Here is a 24,233-nt window from a genome sequence, read left to right on the forward strand (position 1 = left end):
GGCCCCGGGCCGGGCGACCGCGGCGTGCCGGCCGGCCGGTGCGGTCCGGGCAGGTCACCGGGCCCGCCGCTCACCCCACCACCGGCGAACTCGTCCCGTCCGGGCCGGTCTTCACGGCCTGCCCGTACCGCGGTCCGCGCCGGGCCACCACCCGCCTCGGGACGCCGGGCGCACCGGGCGCCGAGCGCCCACGGCCTGGCGGACCGTCGGAAACCGGTCATCGGACGAGGCCACCACCGGGGCCGTCACCGGGGCTGCCGGGCCGGGCGTCCACCGGCCCGTCCGAGGACCGGCCCGTCCGAGGACCGACCGGTCCCGGCCGGCCCGACGACCGTCCCGCACGGTCCCGCCCCGGTAGGTACGGTGTCCCGCCCGCGAATCGGCCGCCCGGAGGCTGACGGTCCGCCCGGCCCGGCAGCACCGTGCCGGCCGTGCCGTCCCGTCCGGTGCGCCGCGCACGGTTCCGCCGGACGGCGAGGCCGCCGCCCCGCCGACGCCCGCACGGGCGCCGGGCTCACGACTCCCGTCCGGCCGCCGGGGTCCGCCGTCCTACGGCCCCGTCCGCCGGGTCTCCGGCGCTTCCGGCCCACCGGTACGGCCGTCAGGGGGTCAGCCGCCGGGCCGGCCTTCCCGGCCCGACACCCCGGCCGACCGGACCGGAGCGTCCGCCGCCGGACCGGAGGATCCGCCGACGCACCCTCAGCCGAGCCGCCGACGCGCCCTCAGCCGGTCGGGTGGAAGGTCTGGAAGGCGGTGTTCCGCAGGGTGCGGCACTCCTCCTCGTCCCACTTGTCCTTCTCACAGGTGACCATGATCGCGTAGCCCTGGTCGTCGTCCTTCTTGAAGCCGCGGTTGAGCACCCGTACCCTCTTGCCGCCCTGCTGCCGCTCGAAACGCCAGTCGGCGACGGTGGGGTAGCCGCGCCATTCGACGCTGCTGATGCCCAGTCCGCGGTACCCGGGCATGGAGCTGCGGGCGCCGCTCTCCGAGGACCGCCAGGCCGCCGCCGCGTCGGACCGCGGGGAGTCGTTGAAGTCCACCTGGACGCGCGGGAACTCGGCGTCGCCCCGGTAGATCCGGCCGCCCTCGTACACCCGGCCGCCGACCCGGACGGGGTGCGCCTTCCAGCCCTCGGGCAGGGCCATGGAGAACTGGTGCCGGTCGTAGGAGACGTTCCGGTAGCCCTCCGGCGCACCGCTCCTCTTCTTGTCGTCGGCGTCGTCGTCCGCGTCGCCGGCGTCGTCGTCGCCCGGCTGCTGCCCGTCCGCGCCGGTGGCCGGGTCCTGGCTCGCGGGCGTCCCGGAGCCGTCCGCGTCCGGGGCGGAGCCGGTGGCCGGCCGCCGGTCGGCCGCGGTGCCGGGCCCGCCGGCGTTCTTGCCGCTGCCACCGTCGTCGTCCCCGCCGGAGAGCGCGATGGCGAGCACCGTGCCCACGACCGCGAGCAGCACCACGGCGATGATGATCAGGGTGCGGCGCGGCACCACGTCGGTGAGCGAGGCGCGGGGCGGCGCGGGCGGCACCGGGCTCCCGCCGACCGGGGTGCGCTGGGGGCGTGCTCCGCCCGCCGCGTTCCGCGCGGGGCGCGGCTCACGCCCGCGGTCCGCGCCGGCCGCGGGCGCCGGGGGTGCGGGCCCCGGCGCCCGGCGGCGTGGCGGGCGGGATCGGGGTGCGCGGGGAGGCGGCGGGCGCCGCCGAGGGGCGCCGGGGGCAGGCTCATGGTGCGGGTCGCCTCGGCGGCGGCCGGCCCGGCCGGGGTGTCCGGCGCGCTGAGCGCGGCGTTGAACAGGGCGCGGGCGCCGGCGTCGTCCAGCCGCCGCGCGGGGTCCTTGTCGAGCAGGCCGTAGATGACCTCCTCCAGCGGACCCGCGTTCTTCGGCGGGTCGAGCGGCTCGGTCATCACCGCGGTGAGGGTGGCGATGGCGGTGCTCTTGTCGTACGGCGGCACGCCCTCCACCGCCGCGTACAGCAGGCCGCCCAGCGACCACAGATCGGCCGGCGGGCCGGGCTTGTGGCCGCGCGCCCGCTCCGGGGAGATGTAGGAGGGGGCGCCGACGAGCATGCCGGTGGAGGTGACCGAGGGGTCGCCCTCGACCTGGGCGATGCCGAAGTCGGTGAGCACCACCCGGCCGTCGTCGGCGATCAGCACGTTGGACGGCTTCACGTCGCGGTGCAGGATGCCCTCGCGGTGCGCGGCGCGCAGCACGTCGAGGACGGCGAGGCCCACCTCGGCCGCCCGCCGCCAGGTGAGCGGGCCGTCGTCGCGGACCACGTCGGCGAGCGACCGGCCCTCGATCAGCTCCATGACGATCCACGGCCGGTCGTCCTCGTGCACCACGTCGTAGACGGTGACGGCGCCGTTGCTGCGGATCCGGGCGATCGCCTTGGCCTCGCGCAGCGTCCGGGTGATGAGACGCCGCTTCTCGTCCTCGTCGATGTTGGAGGGGAACCGCAGCTCCTTGACCGCGACGATACGGCCGAGGGTCTCGTCACGGGCGCGCCAGACCGTGCCCATGCCGCCCCGGCCGAGGACCTCACCGAGCCGGTACCGCCCTGCGAGGAGGCGCCCGGTCGTGTCCTGCGTCTGCTCCGCCTCCGACATGCGACCCCTCTGAGATTACTGCGAATCAACCCACCCTGGCAGAGCGCCCATTGTCTCTCATCCGCGGACCGGGGGAAGTGCCGGGTCCGGCCCCGGGCGAGCCGCGCGGGAAGGACCTGGCACCATCGGGGAGTTCGCCGCGGGAGGGGCACCGGGCGGGCCGGTCCCGCCGCGGGCCGGGACGGAACGGAACCGGACGGAGGGACGGCCTTGGGCCCTCGCTCCCGCGCGGCGCTCGCCGCGGTGCTGGTGGTGGTGCTGGTCGCCGCGGTGGCCGGGTGCGGCGACGGGCCGCGGCGGAACGTCATGGCGGACCGCGGCGGACCGGTGGCGGCCGCGGCCGCGCCCCCCGACCTCGGCCCCGAGCTGCGGCGGCTGGTCGAGCGGGGCCCGGCGCCCGGCGGCGCGGTCCTGGTGGTCTCCGGCGGGCGCGGGCGGTTCGCCGCGGCAGGGGTGTCGGACCTGGCCACCGGACGGCCGGTGGGGCGCGCGGACCACTTCCGGGCGGGCAGTCTGACCAAGACGTTCCTCGCCACGGTGGTGCTGCAGCTGGTCGCCGAGGGGCGGCTGGGGCTGGACGACCCGGTGGAGGAGCACCTGCCCGGGCTGCTGCGCGGGCCGGGGCACGGCGGACGTACCGTCACCATCCGTCAGCTGCTGGACCACACCAGCGGACTGTACGACTACACCCGCGACCCGGCGCTGGCCCGGCGGCTGTTCGGCGCCGGCTTCGCCGCCCACCGGTTCGACAGCCACACCCCGCGCGGGCTGGTCCGCACCGCGCTCGCCCACCCCCCGGTGTTCGGCCCGCCCGGCGGCGGCTGGGCCTACTCCAACACCGATTACACGGTGCTGGGCCTGGTGGTGGAGCGGGTCACCGGCCGCGGTTACGCCGCCGAGGCGCGGCGGCGGATCATCGAGCCGCTGGGGCTCACCGGCACCTCCTTCCCCGGCACCCGGCCCACCCTGCCCCGGCCGCACGGGCGCGGGTACGCGGCCGGCGCGGCGGGCGGCGCGCCGCGCGACGTCACCGAGTTCGACCCGTCGTCCGCCGGGGCGGCCGGGGAACTGGTCTCCACCCTCGACGACCTGGCCCGGTTCCACCGGGCGCTGCTCGGCGGCGAACTGCTGCCGCCGTCCGGGCTGGCGCGGATGCGGGACACCGGGCCCAGCCGCGGCCGGTACGGGATGGGCCTCTTCCCGGTGACCCTGCCGTGCGGCCGGGTGTGGGGGCACAACGGCACCATCAACGGCTCCTCCGTGCTGCTGGTGGGCTCCGCCTCCGGGGACCGGGTGCTCGTCCACCGCCTCAACCACACGGCGGCCCCGGACCGCGCCGCGGAACGCGCGCTGCTGCGGCGGGCGTTCTGCGGGGGCGGGTAGCGGGCGGGCCCGGGCGTACGGCCGCCGGGCCGGACCCGGGGAAGGCCGGCGCTCCGGACCGCCCGGCCGCCGGCCCGCGCGGCGGGCCCGGAGGACGACCGGGGCCCGCCCGGACGGTGGCGCACCCCGGGCCGGGGCGCCCGGGGGTCTCGTGGCCGCCGCCGGAACCCGGTAGCGTCCCCACCCGCCGGGCCGGGCGGCCCGGGGCCGGCGAGTCACCCCCGGTGCCGGACGGACCGGCGGCCCGGAACCGGCGCGGGACCTCGGCGGCCGACGTCGGCGAGGGGACAACGACGATGCCATGCCGCGAGCTGGGATCACGGGACGCCTGGGGCGCGACGGTGCCGCTGCACCAGTTGCAGGTGCCCGACCCCGGGGTGCTGCCGTTCGCGATGGGCACCTTCGACACCATCGGACCGCTGTCCCGGGCGGAGTTCCCGCACCGGCACACGTTCCACGAGATCGTGTTCGTCACCGGGGGGCGCGGGGCGCACGTCATCGACCTGGCCGCCTGGACGCTGGACCCGCCGCAGCTGGGGATCATCGTGCCCGGCCGGGTGCACCACTGGGAGCGGGTCACCGGGCTGGACGGGCGGGTGATCCTCTTCAACGACGACTTCCTGCTGAACCACCCGGAGGACCGGGACGCGCTGCGCCTGCTGGGCGACCGCCCGTTCCTGCGGCCGTCCCCGGAGGCGGCGCGGGCGATCGGCGCCCTGCTGGCGGAGATGGACCGGGAGTACCAGGCGCAGGCGCCGGGTTTCATCTCGGTGCTCCAGGCGTACCTCCACGTGCTGCTGGTGCGGGCCGGGCGGCTGGCGGCCACGGCGCCCGGGCCGCCCGCCGCCGGGCAGCCGGATCCTGCCGGCCGGGCCCCCGGGGCCGGGCCGGGGGCGGACACCGCACGGGGGTCGGATTCCGGCGCCGCCGTGGCGTTACGTTTCGCCCGGCTGCTGGCGGGCCCGGACGGCCCGGCCCGGTCGGTGCGGGACTGCGCCGCGCTGCTGGGCGTCTCGGCCGGCCGGCTGCACCAGGCGGTGAAGGAGGCGACCGGGCGCACCCCCGGGGCGATGCTCCGGCAGGCGCGGGTGCTGGAGGCCAAGCGGCTGCTGGCCGGCACCGGGCTGACGGTGGGGCAGGTGGCCCGGCAGACCGGTTTCTCCGATCCCGCGTACTTCTGCCGTTTCTTCCGCCGGGAGACCGGCAGCAGCCCCGGGGACTTCCGCCGCTCGGTGCGCGGAAAACACCACGATCGGGTACTTGTGTCCATCGACCCCACGGACCAGCCCTCGTAGGTTCTGTCCCGGATCGATCCGGCCTCTTCCCCCAGCAGGCCGCCGCCCGACCGGTGGCGGCCTTCCGTACCAGAGGAGATCCCCGTGGCAGACGAGCACCCCCCAGGCTCTCCGGACATCCCGGAGGCCGAAGGCTCCCCGGGCTCCCGGCACATCAGCCGCAAACGGCTGATCCAGGCCGCGCTGGTGGCCGCGCCCGCGACCATGCTGATCGGAGGCGCCCCGGCTCTCGCCCGCAACCTGACGCCGACCGAGGACCGGCCGCTCACCCCCACCCCGTACTGCGACGACGGTGACGACCCCACGCCCGCCCAGATGGAGGGCCCGTACTTCAAGCCGAACTCGCCGCGCCGTACCTCCCTGGTGGAGGCCGGCACGGTGGGCACCCGGCTGACCGTCAGCGGCTACGTCTTCGGTCTGGCGTGCAAGCCGATCGCGGGCGCGCTGCTGGACTTCTGGCAGGCCGACAACCGGGGCAACTACGACAACGTCGGCTTCCGCTTCCGGGGTCACCAGTTCACCGATTCCACCGGCGCGTTCCGGCTGGAGACGATCGTGCCGGGCCTGTACCCGGGTCGTACCCGGCACATCCACGTCAAGGTGCAGGCGCCCAACCGGCCGATCCTCACCACGCAGCTGTACTTCCCGGGCGAGCCGGGGAACTCCAGCGACACCATCTACGACCCCCGGCTGCTGATGACGATGGGGAACAGCGGAGGGACGCGCACCGGCGCGTACGACTTCGTCCTCAACGTCCAGCAGGACCCGACCGACCCGCCGGACCCCGAGCCCGGCGGCACCTGGAAGGCCGGCACGGTCTACCGGCCCGGTGACCGGGTGACGTACGGCGGCGCGACCTACGAATGCCTCCAGGGGCACACGGCGGTGGCGGGGTGGGAGCCGCCCTCCGCACCGGCCCTGTGGCGGCGGGTCTGACCCGGCCCGCCGGGGAGGGAGGTGCGGGGCCCTCATCGGCGGGTCTCGCGCCTCCTCCCGGGCCGGCGCCCGGTGGCGCGGCCCGCCCGCACGCGTGGGGTGCGCGCCCCGCACCACCGGGGGCCGGCCGGGCCCCCGGGCGGCCCCGGCCCTGACCGGCCGGACCGCCGCCCGTACCCATGGACCCCGCCGCCGCGGCACGCCGGCGCCGCGGCGGCGGTCCGGGCACCCGCCCCACCGCGGCCGCCGGCCGCCGACCGCCCGCGGGCCACTGCCGGGCGGCGGCGGCCGACCGGTGGGACCGCGGCCCCGGCGTCCCGGACGGCCGTCCTCCGCACGGCGGCCGTCCGGGACACGGCCCTCTCGTCCGGGACACGGCCCTCTCTGCCGGGACACGGCGGGGGCGGGATACGGCCCGGAACACGGCCGGCGGGCCACGGCGAGGACACGGCCCGGCCCCGCCCGCCGTACGCGACACCGCCGGGCGCCGGCGCACCACCGCACCGGCACCCACCACCCCCGCCGGCACCGCGCCACCGCACCCGGCATCACGGCACCGCGCCACCGGACCGACCACCGGCGCCGCACCCCACCGCCGCACCGGGCCCGTCACGCGCACCGCACCGGCCGAGCACCGCACCGGCGTACGGGACCGCCGCCGCGGACCGGCCGGGCGCCGGGGTCAGACCGGCTGGATGTCGGGGGCGCCGAGCCGGGCCGCGTCGGCGGTCAGGTCGTCGGGCTGGCGCTGGGACTCGCGTTCGGCCTCCACCCGCTTCTCGTAGTGCTCGACCTCCTTGTCGATCTGTTCCCGCCCCCAGCCCAGCACCGGGGCCATCAGCTCGGCGGCCTCCCGGGCGCAGCGGGTGCCGCGGTCGAAGGTCTCGATGGAAATCCGGGTGCGCCGGGTGAGGATGTCGTCCAGGTGGCGGGCGCCCTCGTGCGAGGTGCCGTACACCACCTCGGCGCGCAGGTAGTCGTCGGCGCCGGTGAGCGGTTCGCCGAGGGAGGGGTCGGCGGCGATCAGTTCCAGGACCTCCTCGGTGAGCGAGCCGTAGCGGCCCAGCAGGTGCTCCACGCGCGCCACGTGCAGGCCGGAGCGCTGGGCCAGCCGGGCGCGGGCGTTCCACAGCGCCTGGTACCCCTCGGCGCCGGCCAGCGGGACGTTCTCGGTGCAGCAGTCGGCGACCCGGCGGTCCAGGCCGTGCACCGCCTCGTCCACCGCGTCCTTGGCCATCACCCGGTAGGTGGTGTACTTGCCGCCGGCGATCACCACCAGGCCGGGGGCCGGGTGGGCGACGGTGTGCTCCCGGGAGAGCTTGCTGGTGGCGTCGGACTCGCCGGCCAGCAGCGGGCGCAGCCCGGCGTAGACGCCCTCGACGTCCTCCCGGGTGAGCGGCACCGCGAGCACCGAGTTGACGTGTTCCAGCAGGTAGTCGATGTCGGCGCTGGAGGCGGCCGGGTGGGCCTTGTCCAGGTCCCAGTCGGTGTCGGTGGTGCCGATGATCCAGTGCCGGCCCCAGGGGATGACGAACAGCACGCTCTTCTCGGTGCGCAGGATCAGCCCGGTGGTGGAGTGGACGCGGTCCTTGGGCACCACCAGGTGGATGCCCTTGGAGGCGCGCACGTGGAACTGCCCGCGCTCGCCGATCATCGCCTGGGTGTCGTCGGTCCACACCCCGGTGGCGTTGACCACCTGCCGGGCGCGCACCTCGAACTCGCCGCCCTGTTCCAGGTCGCGCACCCGCGCGCCGACCACCCGTTCGCCCTCGCGCAGGAAACCGACCACCCGGGACCGGTTGGCCACCAGGGCGCCGTACGAGGCGGCGGTGCGCACCAGGGTGGTGACGAAACGGGCGTCGTCCATCTGCGCGTCGTAGTACTGCAGGGCGCCCACCAGCGCGTCCTTGCGCAGACAGGGCGCGACGCGCAGGGCGTGGCGGCGGCTGAGGTGGCGGTGGACCGGCAGGCCCCGGCCGTGGCCGGAGGAGACGGACATGGCGTCGTACAGGGCCACCCCGGACCCGGCGTACAGCCGCTCCCAGCCGCGGTGCTGGAGCGGGTAGAGGAAGGGCACCGGCCGGACCAGGTGCGGGGCGAGCTTCTCCAGGAGCAGCCCGCGCTCCTTGAGCGCCTCCCGGACCAGCGCGAAGTCGAGCATCTCCAGGTAGCGCAGCCCGCCGTGGATGAGCTTGCTGGACCGGCTGGAGGTGCCCGCCGCCCAGTCCCTGGCCTCCACCAGCCCGGTGGACAGGCCGCGGGTGACGGCGTCCAGGGCGGTGCCCGCGCCGACCACCCCGCCGCCGACCACCAGCACGTCCAGTTCCCGGTCGGCCATCCCGGCGAGTGCCTGGCCGCGCTCGGCCGGGCCCAGGGTGGGTGTCCTCACAACTGCCTCCTGGTGTGATCGCTGTCACATGCCCCGTCTGATGATTCTGGCCGCGGCCGGTCCGGACGGCCAGCCCGGCCGGGCCCGTCGGGCCCGGCGAGCCCGGCGACGGCCGACCGCCCCGCACCCGCCACACATCACCCGTCACCCGTCATCGGGAGGCCAATCGCCGCCGCCACAGGCCGCCAATACTGAATACGAGTCATATTTCCGCTTAGTCTGCATTTGCGCCATCCGGAATCGTCCCGGGAAGGACGGCACGACGCCATGCCCGCAGCCCCGCCCGCAGACCTCGCCGTCATCGGCCTCGGCCACCTCGGCCTCCCCCTCGCCCAGGCCGCCACCGCCGCAGGCTTCAGCACCGTCGGCTACGACCCCGATCCCGCGGCCGTCGCCGAGCTGCGGGCCGGCCGCCCCCCGGTGGAGGGCGCCCTGCCCGCCGCCGCGGTCCGCAGGATGGCCTCCGCCGGCTTCCGGGCCACCACCGACCCGGCCGAGCTGGGCCGGGTCCGTACCGCGGTGATCTGCGCGCCGACCCCGCTGGGCGAGGACCGGGCGCTGGACCTGTCCGCGGTGCGGGAGGCGGTCCGCGCGCTCGCCGCCCGGCTCCGCCCGCACACCACCGTCCTGCTGGAGTCGGCGGTCTACCCCGGCACCACCGAGGACCTGGTCCGGCCGCTGCTGGAGGAGGGATCGGGGCTGCGGGCCGGGCGGGACTTCCACCTCGCCTACTCGCCCTGCCGGCTGGACCCGGGCAACCGGACGCACACCCTGGCCAACACCCCCAAGGTGATCGGCGGCCTCACCCCCGCCTGCACCGAGGCCGCCGCCGCGTTCTACGGGCGGCTGACCGAGAAGGTGGTACGGGCCCGGGGGCCGCGCGAGGCGGAGACCGTGCAGCTGCTGGAGACCAACTACCGCCACGTGAACATCGCCCTGGTCAACGAGATGGCGGTGTTCTGCCACGACCTGGGGGTGGACCTGTGGGACGTGGTGCGCTGCGCGGAGACCAAGCCGTTCGGCTTCCACGCCTTCCGGCCCGGCCCCGGCGTCGGCGGCCACGGCGTGCCGATCGACCCCAACCACATCGCCCACCGCGGCCGCGGCCCGGGGTACCCGCTGCGCATGGTGGAGCTGGCCCAGGAGATCAACGGCCGGATGCCGCGCTATGTCACCCAGCGCTGCGCCGCCCTGCTCAACGAGCACGGCAAGTCGGCACGCGGCGCCCGGGTGCTGCTGCTGGGCGTGGGTTACAAGGCGGACGTGGGCGACCAGGAAGGGGCACCGGCCCGCGAGATCGCCTCCCGGCTGATGGAGCTGGGCGCCCAGCTCAGCTACCACGACCCGTACGTGGCCCAGTGGCAGGTGCTCGGCCGGCCGGTGCCGCGCGCCGACGCGCTGTACGAGGCCGCCGCGGCGGCCGACCTGACCGTCCTCCTCCAGCACCACCGCACCTACGACCTCCAGGGGCTGGCGGTCAAGGCCCAGCTGCTGCTGGACACCCGGGGCGCGAGCCCGGCCGGTGCCGCGCACCGGCTGTGACCCGCGCGGACGGCGGCCGTCCGGACAGGGCCGGCCACCACCGCGCCGCCCCGGCCGGCCGGCCACGCACCACACCGCGCCGCCCCGGCCGACCGGCCGGCCACGCACCACACCGGCGGGCCCGCCGGCCCCGGCCGCACCGGCACGGCCGGCCACGCCCGCCCCGGCTCGGCGGACCCCGCACGGCCCGCGCCCACCGCGTCGGGGTGTCCCGTACGGGCCCGTGCCCGCCGCGTCCGGGTGCCCCTACGGGCTGCGCCCACCACGTCCGGGGTCCCGTACGGGCCCGGCGACCCGCCCCGTACGGGCTGCACCCGCTACGGCACGGCTCGCGCCCGGTCCCGTACGGCTCGCGCCCGGTCCCGTACGGCGAGGTCGTCGCCCGGCCCGCACGACCGGCCCCCGTTCCCGCTCGCCGGGCGGCCGTCCGCCCCCCGCACCGCCCGCATCCGCCCCCCGCAAACCCCCACCCGCCCGATCCGGCCGAAACCCGGCCCGTCCCGCGGCCACCCCGGTACGACGGGCACCGGCCGAGTACCCGGTCACGGAAGACGTACCTCACGCCACCGGGCGGCCACCGCACCACCGCACCACGGCCACCGGCACACCCGGCCCCCGGTGCACCACCCGGAGGCCGGGGCGGACGGACACCGGCGCGGACGGCGCGGCCACCGGAACGCGGCCGACGGAGGGGGCACGGGACACGGACGGCACGGCCGGGCCCGGCGGGTGGCGACCGCCGGACCCGTCCGGGGCCGCCACGCCCGTGCGGACCGCCACGGCCGCCGGGAAGGGGCCGCGACCGCCCGTCCGCCCCCGCCCCTCGGCGCGGGCGGGCCCGGGCCCCCGGCTCGCGGCCCGCGCCGAGGGAAGGGCGGGCCGTCCGGGTGCGACAGCGGGCGCGGGCCCCGGCGGCCGAAAAGGCACCGTTGTCCGCCACCCGCCCCGGCGGTAATTTTCCTTATCGGGTGAATTGACCGCCCCGGTGGCACATCCGTGAGGTACGACCGGACGACCGCCCGACCGGCGGGGAAGGTACCGGCGCGATGGACTGGCTGACCGATTGGCTGCTCACCCTCCCGGGGTGGACCGTGCTCACCCTGGTCTTCCTGGTGCCCGCCCTGGAGGCGGCCGCGTTCCCGGGTGTGCTGCTGCCGGGCCAGTCCACGGTGCTGATCGGCGGGGCCCTCGCCCAGCTCGGGCGGGCGCCGCTGGTCTCGGTGCTGACGGCCGCGGTGCTCGGCGCCCTGGTCGGGCCCGGCGTCGGCTATTTCCTCGGCCGCCGCTGGGGCCACCGGATGACCGACCGCATCCCGGCCCGCCTGGTGCGGCCCGCCGACGTGGCGCGGGCCCTGGCCCTGGTGCGCCGGCTCAGCGGGCCGGCGCTGGTCGCCGCCCGGTTCGTCGCGCTGCTCCGGACCCTCGTCCCCGCGCTCAGCGGCGTGGCCGGCGTACCCGGCCGCCGTTTCCTGCTGTGGAACGCCGTCGGCGGGGTCGTCTGGGCGGTGACCAGCACCCTGGCCGGCTTCCACCTCGGCGGGAGCTGGGAGCGGCTGCGCTCCGGGGTGGCCACGGCCGGCTGGGTCGCGGCCGGCGTCCTGGTGGCGCTGGTGGTCGCCGGGTACGCCGCGCGCCGGTTCCGCCGGCGGCACCTCAGCGGCCGTGCCGGCGCCGCGCCCGCCCCAGCTGGAACACCACCGCCAGCACGATGAGCAGCGCCCCGCCGGCGACGATGGTGACCGCCCCCGAGGAGACCGACCGCACCTCGGCCCGGAAGGTGATCGGTTCGCCCCAGGGCAGCCCGTCGGCGGTGGTGTGCAGCCGGGCGGTCAGCCGTACCGGGCCGTTGGCGTGTGCCCGCACCTCCACCCGTACCGTCCGGCTGGCGGTCCGCGACGCCTCGGCCGGCACCGACCCGTCCACCACCGTCAGCCGCTCCGGGCGGTCCGAGACCACCCGCACCTCGATCCCGGCGACCGACTGCTGGAGCGCGTTCTCCACGGTGACCGGGATGGTCGCGGAGTCCCCGGCCACCGTCACCGTCGACTTGGGCACCAGCCGCACCGAGTCGATCGACGCCCGCAGGAAGTCCGAGGTGCCCCGCACGTAGCCGCGCGCCGCCGGCAGCCGGCCGCGCCAGGCGGTGGACACCGAACGGGCCAGCGCGTCCCGTACCGACTCCTCGGTGCGTTCCGGGTCGGCCAGCACCCGGACCAGGGTGCGGGCCCGGCCGGCGTCCCGGGCGACGGCCGCCAGCAGCCGGGGCGGCAGCTCGGTGTCGCGGAGCGCCGTCGGATAGCCGCCGGGCTCCCCCGCCCGCCCGGGCACCGGCTCCCGCAGCGCGCCGGCGAGCGACACCGGTTCCAGCCACCCCGCGGCGGTGCCGTCGGTGAGCGCGGTGGCCAGCGCCCGCGCGGCGGTGCCGGACATCCGGCGGGGCGGCAGCACCACCAGGGCGCGCGACGCGTTCGGCGCCTCGCCGACCGCGGTGAGGGTCTCCGCCAGCAGCCGCTGCCGCAGCTCCCCCACCGAGGGCGGCCCGCCGGTCCCGGCACCGCCGGCGGTCCGGGGTCCGCCGGTCGCTCCGGATCCACCGGTGGTGCCGGGGCCGCCGTCCCCGGGCGCCCGCACGGCGCCGCCGGCGTCCGGACCGGTTTCCCCGAGCAGCCCCGCCAGCGTGGTGTCGTAGGTGAGCGCGGTGAGGCCACCGCCCACCGCCACCGGGCCGTCGTCGGTCGCCCCACGGTGGTCCGGCCCGCCGCTCAGTCCCTCCCCGGAGGTGAGGACGGAACGCATCCGCAGCCGCTCCGCCAGCCGGGTGACGGAGGTGTCCAGCACCCCGCGCTCCGGCCAGGCCAGGTCCTGGCGCGCCCGCACCCGCAGCGTCCGTCCGAGGATGTCCGCGCCCCGCCGGGACCCCGCGGCCAGCGCGCCGCGCCCGTAGTGGGCGAGCGAGGCCAGGTCCGGGTCGGCGTACGGCAGCGCCACCACCTCCCGCCCGCGCACCGCGGCCCGCAGCGCCCGCAGCCAGTCGGCCGCGGCCTTGCGCCCCTTCCCCGGTTCGGTGTCGCCGGGGTCGTGGGTGCCGGGGGTACGGGCCACCCGGTAGCCGTCCGCCATGGCCGCCGCCTGGACGATCAGGTCCGGGTCGATCAGCCAGGTCACCGCCCGGCCGCGGCCGGCGTCCACCAGCCGCCGCAGCCGGCCGCCCGGGGCGAGGGACTCGGCGAGGGTGTCGTCGCCGAACACCGGTTCGGCGCCCTCCCCCGCGCCGACCGTCAGCGCCTGCTGCCGCGGTACGTCGGTGAGCGGCCACAGCACCGTGGTGCGCAGCGGCCGGGCCCCGGTGGTGGCCGGGTACCGGGGCAGGAAGGTGTGGGCCAGGCCGTGCACCGCGCGGTCGCGGCCGGTGAGCGCCACGCTCACCGGGTACGCGCCGAAGGCCGCCGGTTCCAGCTCGCCGACCGGCACCCGGATCCGGAACTCCCGCCGCGCGCCGGCCTTCAGGGTGCCCACCTGCCGCGTGTGCTCCGCGGGCTCCGCGTCGGCGGCGGGGACGGGGGCGCCGGCGTCCACCGCCGCCACCTCGCTGCGGGTGCGGACCGCGCGCGGGCCCAGCCGTACGGCCAGTCGCGCCCCGGAGATGTCCTCGCCGGAACGGTTGGTGAGGACGCCGGCCACCGCCACGGTGGCGTCCCCCGGCCCCGGCACGGCCGGGGTCACCGCCCGCACCACGACCCGCACCGGATAGGCCCGGGCGGCGGCCCGGCCCGGAACCTCCCCCGGGACGGCCGCTGGCCCCCGGGCGACGGCCGGGGCCGGGCCGACGACCGGACCCCGGACGAGGGCCGGACCCCGGACGAAGGCCGGACCCGGGACGACGGCGCGGCGGGCGCCCCGGACCGCGGACGGACGGACGCCGGAGGCGGCGGCCGGGACCGCGGCTGACCGCGCGGCGGCGTGCCCGGCGCGGTGCGGGCCTCGTCCTCCCCGCGCGTCGGCGTACCCGGCCGGGTCCGGGCCCGGGACCGCACGCGCGGCGGCGTGCCCGGACGGAGGTGCGGCGGGTGTGACGGCGGGCGCGGCGGCGGGCGCGGCGGCGGATGTGGCGGAGGGCGCGGCGGCGGGTGTGACGGCGGGCAGCAGGCACACCGCGAGGGCCGCGAGCACCGCCCGCGCCTGCGCCCCGCCGCGTGCCATCGCCGTCACCTCGACGTTTCGTTCCTACGGGTCCATGGACCGAGCATGAGCAGCGGCGGTACGCCCCGCGCGCGGAGGTACGGCAAACGCCCTACCCGCCGGCCGGCGCCGCGCACCGCCCCGCCGCCCGACCCGGCACCGCCCCATCACGTCCACCGCACCCGCGGGCGTCCGCCGCGCCCACCGCGCGGGAGCGCCTGCGCACCCACGCCTGCGCGCCCGAGCGGCGGCGGGCGCACCACCGGCCACCGCTCCCCGGCCGGCGGCGGTACCCCCGGACCGTCGGCACCACCGCCGCGCCCGGCACGGCCGCCCCGGCCGGGCACCCGGCCGCGCGACACCGCCCCGCCGACCGCCGCGCCGGGCACCACCACACCCACCACCGGCCGGCCGCGGCGCACCGGCACCGCCGCCGGAGGCGCCGGGCGCCGCGGGTCACATCCGGGCGGCGATCCCGGTACGGGGCTTGGCGTCCAGCACCGTGCGGAGCGCGGAGAAGTCCTCCACGCAGCGGCCGGTGCCCACCGCCACGCAGTTCAGCGGGTCGTCGGCGATGAGGACCGGGACGTCCAGCTCCCGCGCGATGCGGGTGTCCATGCCGCGCAGCAGCGCCCCGCCGCCGGTCAGCACGATGCCCCGGTCCATGATGTCGCCGGCCAGCTCCGGCGGCGTCTCGTCCAGCGTCTCGCGGACCGCCGCCACCACCGCGTCCACCGGCTCGGTCAGCGCGTGGCGCACCTCGTCGGCGGTGAGTTCCAGCAGCTTGGGCAGACCACTGACCTGGTCACGGCCCCGGACCGTGCAGCGCTCCGGCGGCAGCAGCCCCTGGGTGCGCTCGGCGTCCGGGTCCCCGTCGGCGCCGTCCGGCCCGTCGGAGCGGTCCGCCCCGCCGGCCGCCGGCGCCGGGTCCAGCAGCGTGACGTGGCGGGAGGAGGTCAGCCGGTCCAGGCCGGCCGCCGCCCAGGTGCCACCGGGGGCGGCCGAGCCGATCGCCATCTTGATCTCCTCGGCGGTGCGTTCGCCGATGGCGAGCGCGTAGCGCTTCTTGACGTACGCGGTGATGGCCGCGTCCATCGCGTCGCCGGCGGTGCGCACCGAACGGGCGGTGACGATGCCGCCCAGCGAGATGACCGCGACCTCGGTGGTGCCGCCGCCGATGTCCACCACCATGCAGCCGGTGGGTTCGCTGACCGGCAGTCCGGCACCGATCGCCGCCGCCATCGGCTCCTCCACCAGGTGCACCTGCCGGGCACCCGCCTGGGAGGCCGCCTCGATCACCGCGCGCCGCTCGACGCCGGTGATGCCGGAGGGGACGCAGACCACCACACGGGGGCGGGAGAGCACCCGGTTGCCCGCCACCTTGCGGATGAAGTGCCGCAGCATGCGTTCCGCGATCTCGAAGTCCGCTATCACGCCGTCCCGCAGCGGGCGGACGGCGACGATGTTCGACGGGGTGCGGCCGATGGTCTCCTTCGCCTCCGCCCCCACCGAGAGGACCGTGCCGTCGACCGCGTCCACCGCGACGACCGACGGCTCGTTGAGCACGACCCCCCTTCCCCGTACGTACACCAAGGTGTTGGCGGTGCCGAGGTCGATGCCCATGTCTCGTCCGGTGAAAGACTTACTTTGCGCCATAAGTTGGCATTATTGCTTATGCCCGATTCCTATCCACCCTCGACCTCCCCCCACGGGGCGTCAACTGCCCCGCCCGGCGGGGCGACCGGAGGCACCGGACACCGCGGCCACCTGTGCAGCATGCCGCACCGGACGCCGGTACGTCGCCTTCCGTATCCGGCTTGAACTCGCCTGTTGACAAGGCAACGCCTCCGGCGCGGACAGCGTCTCCCTTCACGGCACCGCCCCGCCGAAACACCGTTCGGCCCGTTACGCGGCAACTGAATGGCCCCACTGAATCCCCATATAGGGGACGGGTTGTCTCCATCCGGTCCCAGGCATGTCACGGACGGCGGAGAGGACTTGTTGGATTGTCATGCCCTCCTGTTAATTTGAGGCACGCACTTTCACGCCGCACTCCAGAATTTTCCGTCCCCGGAGTGCGGCTCATCACCTTCATCCCCGGGGGAATCTCTCATGAGCCAGAACTGGCAGCAGCCGCCGCAGCAGCCGGGCGGCTACGGCTACCCGCCCCAGCAGCAGCCTCAGTACGGCGGCCAGCCCCAGTACGGCGGCCAGCCCCAGTACGGCGGAGGCTTCCCCCGCCCCCCGCCGCCGGCCCCGCAGGGCAACCCGGGGTCGCCCTCCTCGTCGGCGTGATCGCCGCCATCGTCGGCGCCGCCATCTACGCGGGCATCCTCTTCGCGCTGGCCGACACCGAGAAGGGCGAGGTCACCAAGATCGCCTACGTGGGTGTGGGTGTCGGCGCGCTGGTCGGCTTCGCCGTCGCCAAGCTCGGTGGCCGCAACACCGGCCTGTGGGTGGCCGGCGCGGTGCTGGCCCTCGTCGCGGTCGTCCTCGGTGAGCTGTACGGCTACGCGCTGATGTCCGCCGACTGGGCCGAGAACATGGCCGGACAGTACCCGGGCGCCGCGCCCAGCACGCCGTCCGCCAACGAGATCTTCTTCGAGCAGTTCGGCGACCTCTTCGACGCCTGGAAGGAAGAGCTGGAGGCGTGGGAGTGGCTGTTCGTGGCCCTCGCCCCCGTGGCCGCCTTCGCCACCTCCCGCCGCGTCGCCGGCAACAACTGATCCGGCCGCCGGCCCCCTGACGGGCCGGCACCGAGCGCGCCCGACGTCGCCCCACCGGGGATTCCCCGGTGGGGCGACGTGCGTTCCGGGCGGGCCCGGCGCGGTCACGCCCCGCGGACCGACCACCCCGCACCCCGCGGACGGGCCGCCACCAGGCCGGCGCTGCCACCGGGCCGGCCCCGCGGACACGGACCACGAACCGCCGACAGCGGCGACGGGGCCCCCGGCGTCCGGGCGGGCCCGGACACGAGAAGGCCCCGACCGGTGGTCGGGGCCTTCCGGGCCGCCGGGCGGCGGACGCGAAAGCCCCGGCCGCGTCGCGGCCGGGGCATCGCTCGGGGGGAATCAGCGCTTGTCGTGCTGGGACGGCGCGACCGTCACCTCGACCCGCTGGAACTCCTTCAGCTCGGAGTAGCCGGTGGTGGCCATGGCCCGGCGCAGCGCGCCGAAGAAGTTCATCGAGCCGTCCGGGGTGTGCGAGGGGCCGAGCAGGATCTCCTCGGTGGTGCCCACGGTGCCCAGGTTCATCCGCTTGCCGCGCGGCACGTCCTGGTGGACGGCCTCCATGCCCCAGTGGTGGCCGCGGCCCGGCGCGTCGGTGGCGCGGGCGAGCGGGGAGCCGATCATCACCGCGTCGGCGCCGCAGGCGATGGCCTTGGGCAGGTCGCCGGACCAGCCCACGCCGCCGTCGGCGATGACGTGGACGTAGCGGCCGCCGGACTCGTCCATGTAGTCGCGGCGGGCGGCGGCCACGTCGGCGACCGCGGTGGCCATCGGCACCTGGATGCCGAGCACCGCCCGGGTGGTGTGGGCGGCGCCGCCGCCGAAGCCGACCAGCACGCCGGCCGCGCCGGTGCGCATCAGGTGGAGGGCGGCGGTGTAGGTGGCGCAGCCGCCGACGATCACCGGCACGTCCAGCTCGTAGATGAACTGCTTGAGGTTGAGCGGCTCGGCGGCGCTGGAGACGTGCTCGGCGGAGACCGTGGTGCCGCGGATGACGAAGATGTCCACCCCGGCGTCCACCACGGCCTTGGAGAACTGGGCGGTGCGCTGCGGGGAGAGCGCGGCGGCGGTGACCACGCCGGAGTCGCGGACCTCCTTGATGCGCCGCCCGATCAGCTCCTCCTTGATCGGCTCGGCGTAGATCTGCTGCATCCGGCGGTTGGCGGTGTCCTCGTCCAGCTCGGCGATCTCCGCCAGCAGCGGCTCGGGGTCCTCGTAGCGGGTCCACAGACCTTCCAGGTTGAGGACGCCGAGACCGCCCAGCTCACCGATGCGGATGGCGGTCTTCGGCGAGACCACCGAGTCCATCGGCGCGGCCAGGAACGGCAGCTCGAAGCGGTACGCGTCGATCTGCCAGGCGATCGAGACCTCCTTCGGGTCCCGCGTACGGCGGCTGGGGACGACGGCGATGTCGTCGAACGCGTACGCCCGGCGACCCCGCTTGCCGCGCCCGATCTCGATCTCAGTCACGTTGTGTGGCCTTTCCCTGATGTGTCTGCGGTTCCAGTATCCCCGACGGGCATGCGGCAGCCCGCGACTGTCCACAGCCGCGGGCTTGCCGGTCGTACGGTGTTCACGCACCGTCGCGGGCGGCCGGACCCGGCGGTTCCGCCCGGTCCGGCCGGAACCGTCAGCGGCGCGAGTAGTTCGGCGCCTCGGTGGTCATCTGGATGTCGTGCGGGTGGCTCTCCTTGAGGCCGGCCGCGGTGATCCGGACGAACCGGCCCTTCTCCTGGAGCTCCCGCACCGTGGCGGAGCCCACGTACCCCATGGAGGCGCGCAGGCCGCCGACGAGCTGGTGGGCCACCGAGGCGAGCGGGCCGCGGTAGGGCACCTGGCCCTCGATGCCCTCGGGCACCAGCTTGTCCTCGGAGAGCACGTTGTCCTGGAAGTAGCGGTCCTTGGAGTAGGAGCGCGCCTGGCCGCGGGACTGCATCGCGCCCAGCGAGCCCATGCCCCGGTAGGACTTGAACTGCTTGCCGTTGATGAAGACCATCTCGCCCGGCGACTCCTCGCAGCCGGCCAGCAGGCTGCCCAGCATCACGGTGTCCGCGCCGGCCGCGATGGCCTTGGCGATGTCGCCGGAGTACTGCAGGCCGCCATCGCCGATCAGCGGCACGCCGGCCGCCTGGCAGGCCCGGGCGGCCTCGTAGATCGCGGTGACCTGCGGGACGCCGATGCCGGCGACCACCCGCGTGGTGCAGATCGAACCGGGGCCCACGCCCACCTTGACGCCGTCGGCGCCCGCGTCGATCAGCGCCTGGGCGCCGTCCCGGGTGGCCACGTTGCCACCGACCACGTCGACACCGATGTTCGACTTGACCTTGGCGATCATGTCGAGGATGCCGCGGCTGTGGCCGTGCGCGCTGTCCACCACGAGGAAGTCCACGCCGGCCTCGACCAGCGCCTGGGCCCGCTCGTACGCCTCGTCGCCGACGCCGACCGCGGCACCGACGATCAGCCGGCCCTCGGCGTCCTTGGCGGCGTTCGGGTACTGCTCGGCCTTGACGAAGTCCTTGACCGTGATCAGGCCCTTGAGCACCCCGGCGTCGTCCACCAGCGGCAGCTTCTCGATCTTGTGGCGGCGCAGCAGCTGCATCGCGTCCTCGCCGGAGATCCCGACCTTGCCGGTGACCAGCGGCATCGGGGTCATGACCTCGCGGACCTGGCGGCTGCGGTCCAGCTCGAAGGCCATGTCGCGGTTGGTCACGATGCCCAGCAGCTTGCCCGCCGCGTCGGTCACCGGGACGCCGCTGATGCGGAACTTCGCGCACAGCGCGTCCGCCTCGTGCAGGGTGGCGTCCGGGCGGACCGTGATCGGGTCGGTGACCATGCCGGACTCGGACCGCTTGACCAGGTCCACCTGGTTCGCCTGGTCCTCGATGGACAGGTTGCGGTGGAGCACGCCGGCGCCGCCCTGGCGGGCCATGGCGATCGCCATCCGGGACTCGGTCACCTTGTCCATGGCCGCCGACAGCAGCGGGACGTTGACCCGAACGTTCCGGGAGATGCGGGACGAGGTGTCAACGGCGTTCGGCAGCACCTCGGAGGCGCCCGGCAGCAGCAGCACGTCGTCGTACGTCAGCCCGAGCATGGCGAATTTCTCAGGCACTCCGTCGACGTTGTCAGTCATGACACCCTTCCAAATGGTCTTGCCCCGACGCGGACTCCCATGCTAACGGCCGTCGCAGGCGTCGCATTCCACGATCACTGAGGACCGCGTCACTCGTAGCTTCCTCCGGACCGGCGGGCCGCTCGCGGTCCGCCCGGGGCCGCCGGGGCGCCGCGTACGGCGCCGGACCGGCCGCCCGTTCCCCGCCGTGCGGCGGGAACCTCGCCGTGCGGCCCGACGTGGAACACCGCACGGCCCGACGTGGAACACCTCGCGGCTCGGCGCGGGGCGTCACTGCTCGGCGAGGGCGCGGAGCCGGCTCAGCGCGCGGTGCTGGGCGACCCGCACCGCACCCGGGGACATCCCCAGCATCTGCCCGGTCTCCTCGGCGGTGAGCCCGACCGCCACCCGCAGCAGCACCAGCTCACGCTGGTGCTCCGGCAGGTTGGCCAGCAGCTTCTTCGCCCACTCCGCGTCGCTGCTGAGCAGCGCCCGCTCCTCGGGGCCCAGCGAGTCGTCCGGCTGCTCGGGCATCTCGTCCGAGGGCACCGCGGTGCTCCCCGGGTGGCGCATCGCGGCCCGCTGGAGGTCGGCGACCTTGTGGGCGGCGATGGCGACCACGAACGCCTCGAAGGGCCGGCCGGTGTCGCGGTAGCGGGGCAGCGCGCACAGCACCGCGAGGCAGACCTCCTGGGCGAGGTCGTCAACGAAGTGCCGGGCGTCCCCCGGCAGCCGGGAGAGCCGGGTGCGGCAGTACCGCAGGGCGAGCGGGTGCACATGGGCGGCGAGCAGGTCGTGGGTGGCGCGCTCGTCACCGTCGACTGCGCGGCTGACGAGATCGCCGATCGTCCCGGGCCCCGAGGCCGCGACCCCGGGATTCTCGTCGTCACGCATCGGTCCATGGTGCCTTGGCCTCAGACGTTCCATGGCACCGCCCTCGTAGTTGTGCACCGAACCGTTACGCGCCGGTGTCTTCGCACTCACGTCCCGCGCCTCCCCCTTTCGGGTATGCCCATCCCAGCGCCCGGAACTCCACCGACGGCTCACGCGCCACCGCGCCGTGCCGCTCGGGCGCGTCCGTCGTCACGGTCGTCCGTACGACGGCCCGCGGCCGGGCCGTCGCGCAGCGCCGCCGCACCGGCGGCCGGCACCACGCTCCCGTCCCGCACCACGGCCCGGTCCGCACACGGCCCCGTCCCGCACCGCGGCCCCGTTGTCCCGTCCCGCACCGCGGCCCCGTTGTCCCATGCCACGGACGGCCGGTACGACCCGGTGTTGCGGGGGACGCACCGCCCGGCCCCGTTCCCGGCCGGGTACCCCGGACGGCGGAATCCCGGGCCTCCGGCTCCGTCCGTACCCCGGACGGCGGAACCCGGTGCCCAGGACGGCGCGGCCCGGCACCCCGTCGCGGGGCGCGCCCGGGGTGCCCCCCGGACGGAGCCGGGTCGGCCCCGGCTCGGGTGACGGCCGGTGCCCCGCGGGCGGCCCTGACCGGGCCCGGCGCACGGGCCCGGACCGTCGCGCCCCCCGGGGACGGGGGGCGCCGGACGGGTCAGCGCACCAGACCCCAGCGGAAACCGAGCGCGACGGCGTGCGCCCGGTCCGAGGCGCCGAGCTTCTTGAACAGCCGGCGGGCGTGCGTCTTCACGGTGTCCTCGGAGAGGAACAGCTCACGGCCGATCTCGGCGTTCGACCGGCCGTGGCTCATGCCCTCCAGCACCTGGATCTCGCGGGCGGTGAGGGTCGGCGCGGCCCCCATCTCCGCGGAGCGCAGCCGCCGGGGGGCGAGCCGCCAGGTCGGGTCGGCGAGGGCCTGCGTCACGGTGGCGCGCAGCTCGGCGCGGGACGCGTCCTTGTGCAGGTAGCCGCGGGCCCCGGCGGCGACCGCGAGCGCGACCCCGTCGAGGTCCTCGGCGACCGTGAGCATGATGATGCGGGCGCCCGGGTCCGCGGAGAGCAGCCGGCGCACGGTCTCCACGCCGCCCAGTCCGGGCATCCGTACGTCCATCAGAATCAGGTCCGAGCGGTCGGCACCCCAGCGGCGGAGGACTTCCTCGCCGTTGGCGGCCGTGGTCACCCGCTCGACACCGGGCACGGTCGCGACCGCGCGCCGCAGCGCCTCACGGGCAAGCGGGGAGTCGTCGCAGACGAGGACGGATGTCATGGCCGCCCTCCGCAGCTGATGCGCGTCACCTTGAGCCTCCAGGCTGGTACGTATCGTCACCTGAGCGATTGACCGCCTCGGACACCCGTCCGAGAGCTTTTCTCATCAACCGCCTCCGCCCTCTCAACGACGGTCACCCGAAAGAGTTACGGGTTCGGCGGCCACCTCGGACACTCTACGTGAGGGACCGGATACAGAGCCGCTGCGTCGTGCCTGTCGCCGTACTTCCTGAGACATGCCCTGTTCAGCGGTATTTGTCGAGCTTGCTTCCCATATGGCGCCATGTGTGGCTAGATTCGCAATGAGTCATATTTTCATCTGCTTACATGACGGATGTACGGTCTTGAGGAGTGCGTCCACACCAGATCGCATCGAGGGGATAAGAAGCAATGGCCGATTTCTCCCGCCTCCCCGGTCCCAACGCCGATCTCTGGGACTGGCAGCTCCTCGCCGCGTGTCGCGGGGTGGACAGCTCGCTGTTCTTCCACCCCGAAGGGGAGCGCGGCGCCGCCCGCAGCGCCCGTGAAAACTCGGCCAAAGAGGTCTGCATGCGCTGCCCGGTACGGGCGGAGTGCGCGGCCCACGCCCTCGCCGTGCGGGAGCCGTACGGCGTGTGGGGCGGCCTCACCGAGGACGAACGCGAGGAACTCATGGGACGCGCCCGCCACCGGGTGATCGCGGCGTCGTCCAACCCCTCGTCCCCTCATCCCTGATCCGCCCCCGACGCGTCCGCGAGGCATCCCCGAGCCGTCCCCGAGGCACCCGACGCGCCGCCGGCCCGCCTTCCCCACGTGCCGGTGGTCCACCGGAGAGCCTGCCCGCTCCCCCGCGCCCAAACGTCCCGGCACCGAGCGGGGACGGCGCGGCCCGGTAACGGCCGGGGCGTAGGAGGTGCGGGTGCAGGGGCTCGCGGGACGTACCGCGTGCGGGGTCCGCCGGGCAGGGCCTTCCCGGGGCGGGGCCGGAGGGTCAGCGCTTGGCGGCCAGCTCCAGCCGCTCCAGGGTCGCCGCGACGGCCGGCACCCGTTCCAGGTCGGGCAGGGTGAGCGCCACCACCTCCCGCTGCACGGCGGGCTCCACCCGTACCGTGCGGGCGCCCTTGACCCGTACCGACTCCAGGGCCAGCTCGGGCAGCACCGCGACCCCCAGGCCGGCCCCGACCAGGCTGATCACCGCCGGGTAGTCGTCGGTGGCGAAGTCGATCCGAGGCGTGAACCCGGCACTCTCGCAGACCCGCACCAGATGGCCGCGGCAGCGCGGGCAGCCAGCGATCCACGGTTCTCCGGCGAGTTCGGCGATGCCCACCGCCTCCGCGCCGGCCAGCGGGTGGCCGTCGGGCACCAGGCCGACCAGGCGGTCGGCGAGCAGCGGGCGGACCACCAGGTCGTCCCACTCCCCCTCGCCCGCCGGGTCCGGACCGGGCACGTCCGGGTAGCGGAAGGCCAGCGCGATCTCGCAGTCACCGGCCCGCAGCAGTTCGGCGGAGCGCGGCGGCTCGGCCTCGACCAGCGACACCCGGGTGCCCGGGTGCGCCGCGCGCAGCTCGGCGAGGGCGGTGGGCACCAGGGTCGAGCTGCCGCTGGGGAACGAGGCCAGCCGGACCCGGCCCGCACGCAGCCCGGCGATCGCCGCCACCTCCTCCTCCGCGGCGGTGAGCCCGGCGAGGATGCCGGCGGCGTGCCGCACCAGGGTCTGCCCGGCCTCGGTGAGCCGCATCTCGCGCCCGGTCCGGATGAGCAGCGGAGTGCCCACGGACTGCTCCAGCGCCTTCATCTGCTGGCTGACGGCGGGCTGGGTGCAGCCGAGGTCGCGGGCGGCGGCGGAGAACGAGCCGGTGGCGGCGACCGCGCGCAGCACCCGGAGATGACGAGCCTCGATCATCCTTCGAGCATAAGCAACGCTTGG

At 76.1% G+C, this 24,233-nt stretch carries 18 protein-coding genes; 8 read left to right on the forward strand and 10 right to left on the reverse strand.

What is annotated here, in order from left to right:
- Positions 1–722: 722 nt before the first annotated feature.
- Positions 723–1,520: a serine/threonine kinase C-terminal domain-containing protein gene (locus IHE55_RS33070; RefSeq protein ID WP_372442653.1), complete on the reverse strand. Its 798-nt coding sequence runs from the start codon at positions 1,518–1,520 to the stop codon at positions 723–725.
- Positions 1,463–2,599: a serine/threonine-protein kinase gene (locus tag IHE55_RS33075; RefSeq protein WP_372442654.1), complete on the reverse strand. Its 1,137-nt coding sequence runs from the start codon at positions 2,597–2,599 to the stop codon at positions 1,463–1,465. The genes IHE55_RS33070 and IHE55_RS33075 overlap by 58 nt, the downstream gene beginning before the upstream one ends.
- A 210-nt stretch (positions 2,600–2,809) precedes the next feature.
- On the opposite strand from IHE55_RS33075, the gene IHE55_RS11150 reads away from it, so the two are divergent.
- From IHE55_RS11150 to IHE55_RS11160, 3 genes are all read left to right on the forward strand, one after another.
- Positions 2,810–3,982, forward strand: coding sequence for a serine hydrolase domain-containing protein (locus IHE55_RS11150; protein ID WP_232265528.1), 1,173 nt, complete (start codon positions 2,810–2,812; stop codon positions 3,980–3,982).
- A 296-nt stretch (positions 3,983–4,278) separates the two neighbouring features.
- The gene (locus tag IHE55_RS11155; protein WP_197988889.1) at positions 4,279–5,277 is read left to right on the forward strand and encodes a helix-turn-helix transcriptional regulator; all 999 of its coding nucleotides are present in this window, start codon (positions 4,279–4,281) and stop codon (positions 5,275–5,277) included.
- 84 nt (positions 5,278–5,361) lie between these two features.
- Positions 5,362–6,213: a dioxygenase family protein gene (locus tag IHE55_RS11160; protein WP_372442655.1), complete on the forward strand. Its 852-nt coding sequence runs from the start codon at positions 5,362–5,364 to the stop codon at positions 6,211–6,213.
- Between the two features lie 682 nt (positions 6,214–6,895).
- Here IHE55_RS11160 and IHE55_RS11165 read toward each other — a convergent pair.
- Positions 6,896–8,602, reverse strand: a complete 1,707-nt coding sequence (locus IHE55_RS11165) for a glycerol-3-phosphate dehydrogenase/oxidase (RefSeq protein WP_197988890.1) — start codon at positions 8,600–8,602, stop codon at positions 6,896–6,898.
- Between the two features lie 267 nt (positions 8,603–8,869).
- Between IHE55_RS11165 and IHE55_RS11170 the strand changes: the two genes are divergently transcribed.
- The gene (locus tag IHE55_RS11170) at positions 8,870–10,144 is read left to right on the forward strand and encodes a nucleotide sugar dehydrogenase (RefSeq protein ID WP_197988891.1); all 1,275 of its coding nucleotides are present in this window, start codon (positions 8,870–8,872) and stop codon (positions 10,142–10,144) included.
- A gap of 1,046 nt (positions 10,145–11,190) precedes the next feature.
- On the forward strand, positions 11,191–11,856 hold the full coding sequence (locus tag IHE55_RS11175) for a DedA family protein (protein ID WP_197988892.1): 666 nt from the start codon (positions 11,191–11,193) through the stop codon (positions 11,854–11,856).
- On the opposite strand, the gene IHE55_RS11180 is transcribed toward IHE55_RS11175, so the two are convergent.
- Together IHE55_RS11180 and IHE55_RS11185 are read right to left on the reverse strand one after the other, a co-directional pair.
- The gene (locus tag IHE55_RS11180) at positions 11,798–14,344 is read right to left on the reverse strand and encodes a DUF6049 family protein (RefSeq protein WP_197988893.1); all 2,547 of its coding nucleotides are present in this window, start codon (positions 14,342–14,344) and stop codon (positions 11,798–11,800) included. The two genes, IHE55_RS11175 and IHE55_RS11180, sit on opposite strands and share 59 nt — an antisense overlap.
- Positions 14,345–14,779: 435 nt before the next feature.
- Positions 14,780–15,979: a rod shape-determining protein gene (locus tag IHE55_RS11185; protein ID WP_197988894.1), complete on the reverse strand. Its 1,200-nt coding sequence runs from the start codon at positions 15,977–15,979 to the stop codon at positions 14,780–14,782.
- A gap of 456 nt (positions 15,980–16,435) precedes the next feature.
- Between IHE55_RS11185 and IHE55_RS31105 the strand changes: the two genes are divergently transcribed.
- Positions 16,436–16,618 carry a hypothetical protein gene (locus tag IHE55_RS31105; RefSeq protein ID WP_232265529.1) on the forward strand — a complete coding sequence of 61 codons (183 nt, stop codon included), beginning with the start codon at positions 16,436–16,438 and terminating at the stop codon, positions 16,616–16,618.
- Complete coding sequence (locus IHE55_RS11190; protein WP_232265530.1) at positions 16,615–17,049, forward strand: hypothetical protein; 435 nt, start codon at positions 16,615–16,617, stop codon at positions 17,047–17,049. Before IHE55_RS31105 ends, IHE55_RS11190 begins: the two co-directional genes overlap by 4 nt.
- 345 nt (positions 17,050–17,394) lie before the next feature.
- Here IHE55_RS11190 and IHE55_RS11195 read toward each other — a convergent pair whose 3' ends face one another.
- From IHE55_RS11195 to IHE55_RS11210, 4 genes are all read right to left on the reverse strand, one after another.
- Complete coding sequence (locus IHE55_RS11195; protein ID WP_197988895.1) at positions 17,395–18,522, reverse strand: GuaB3 family IMP dehydrogenase-related protein; 1,128 nt, start codon at positions 18,520–18,522, stop codon at positions 17,395–17,397.
- Between the two features lie 160 nt (positions 18,523–18,682).
- Positions 18,683–20,185, reverse strand: a complete 1,503-nt coding sequence (gene guaB, locus IHE55_RS11200; RefSeq protein ID WP_197988896.1) for an IMP dehydrogenase — start codon at positions 20,183–20,185, stop codon at positions 18,683–18,685.
- Between the two features lie 270 nt (positions 20,186–20,455).
- Positions 20,456–21,058 carry a sigma-70 family RNA polymerase sigma factor gene (locus tag IHE55_RS11205; protein WP_197988897.1) on the reverse strand — a complete coding sequence of 201 codons (603 nt, stop codon included), beginning with the start codon at positions 21,056–21,058 and terminating at the stop codon, positions 20,456–20,458.
- A 658-nt stretch (positions 21,059–21,716) separates the two neighbouring features.
- The gene (locus IHE55_RS11210; protein WP_003948568.1) at positions 21,717–22,328 is read right to left on the reverse strand and encodes a response regulator transcription factor; all 612 of its coding nucleotides are present in this window, start codon (positions 22,326–22,328) and stop codon (positions 21,717–21,719) included.
- A gap of 389 nt (positions 22,329–22,717) precedes the next feature.
- Between IHE55_RS11210 and IHE55_RS11215 the strand changes: the two genes are divergently transcribed.
- Positions 22,718–23,041: a WhiB family transcriptional regulator gene (locus tag IHE55_RS11215; protein WP_197988898.1), complete on the forward strand. Its 324-nt coding sequence runs from the start codon at positions 22,718–22,720 to the stop codon at positions 23,039–23,041.
- A 256-nt stretch (positions 23,042–23,297) separates the two neighbouring features.
- Here IHE55_RS11215 and IHE55_RS11220 read toward each other — a convergent pair whose 3' ends face one another.
- Positions 23,298–24,209, reverse strand: coding sequence for a LysR family transcriptional regulator (locus tag IHE55_RS11220; protein WP_197988899.1), 912 nt, complete (start codon positions 24,207–24,209; stop codon positions 23,298–23,300).
- Between the last annotated feature and the right edge of the window lie 24 nt (positions 24,210–24,233).

It is taken from the genome of Streptomyces pactum (assembly GCF_016031615.1).
Lineage (GTDB): Bacteria > Actinomycetota > Actinomycetes > Streptomycetales > Streptomycetaceae > Streptomyces > Streptomyces pactus.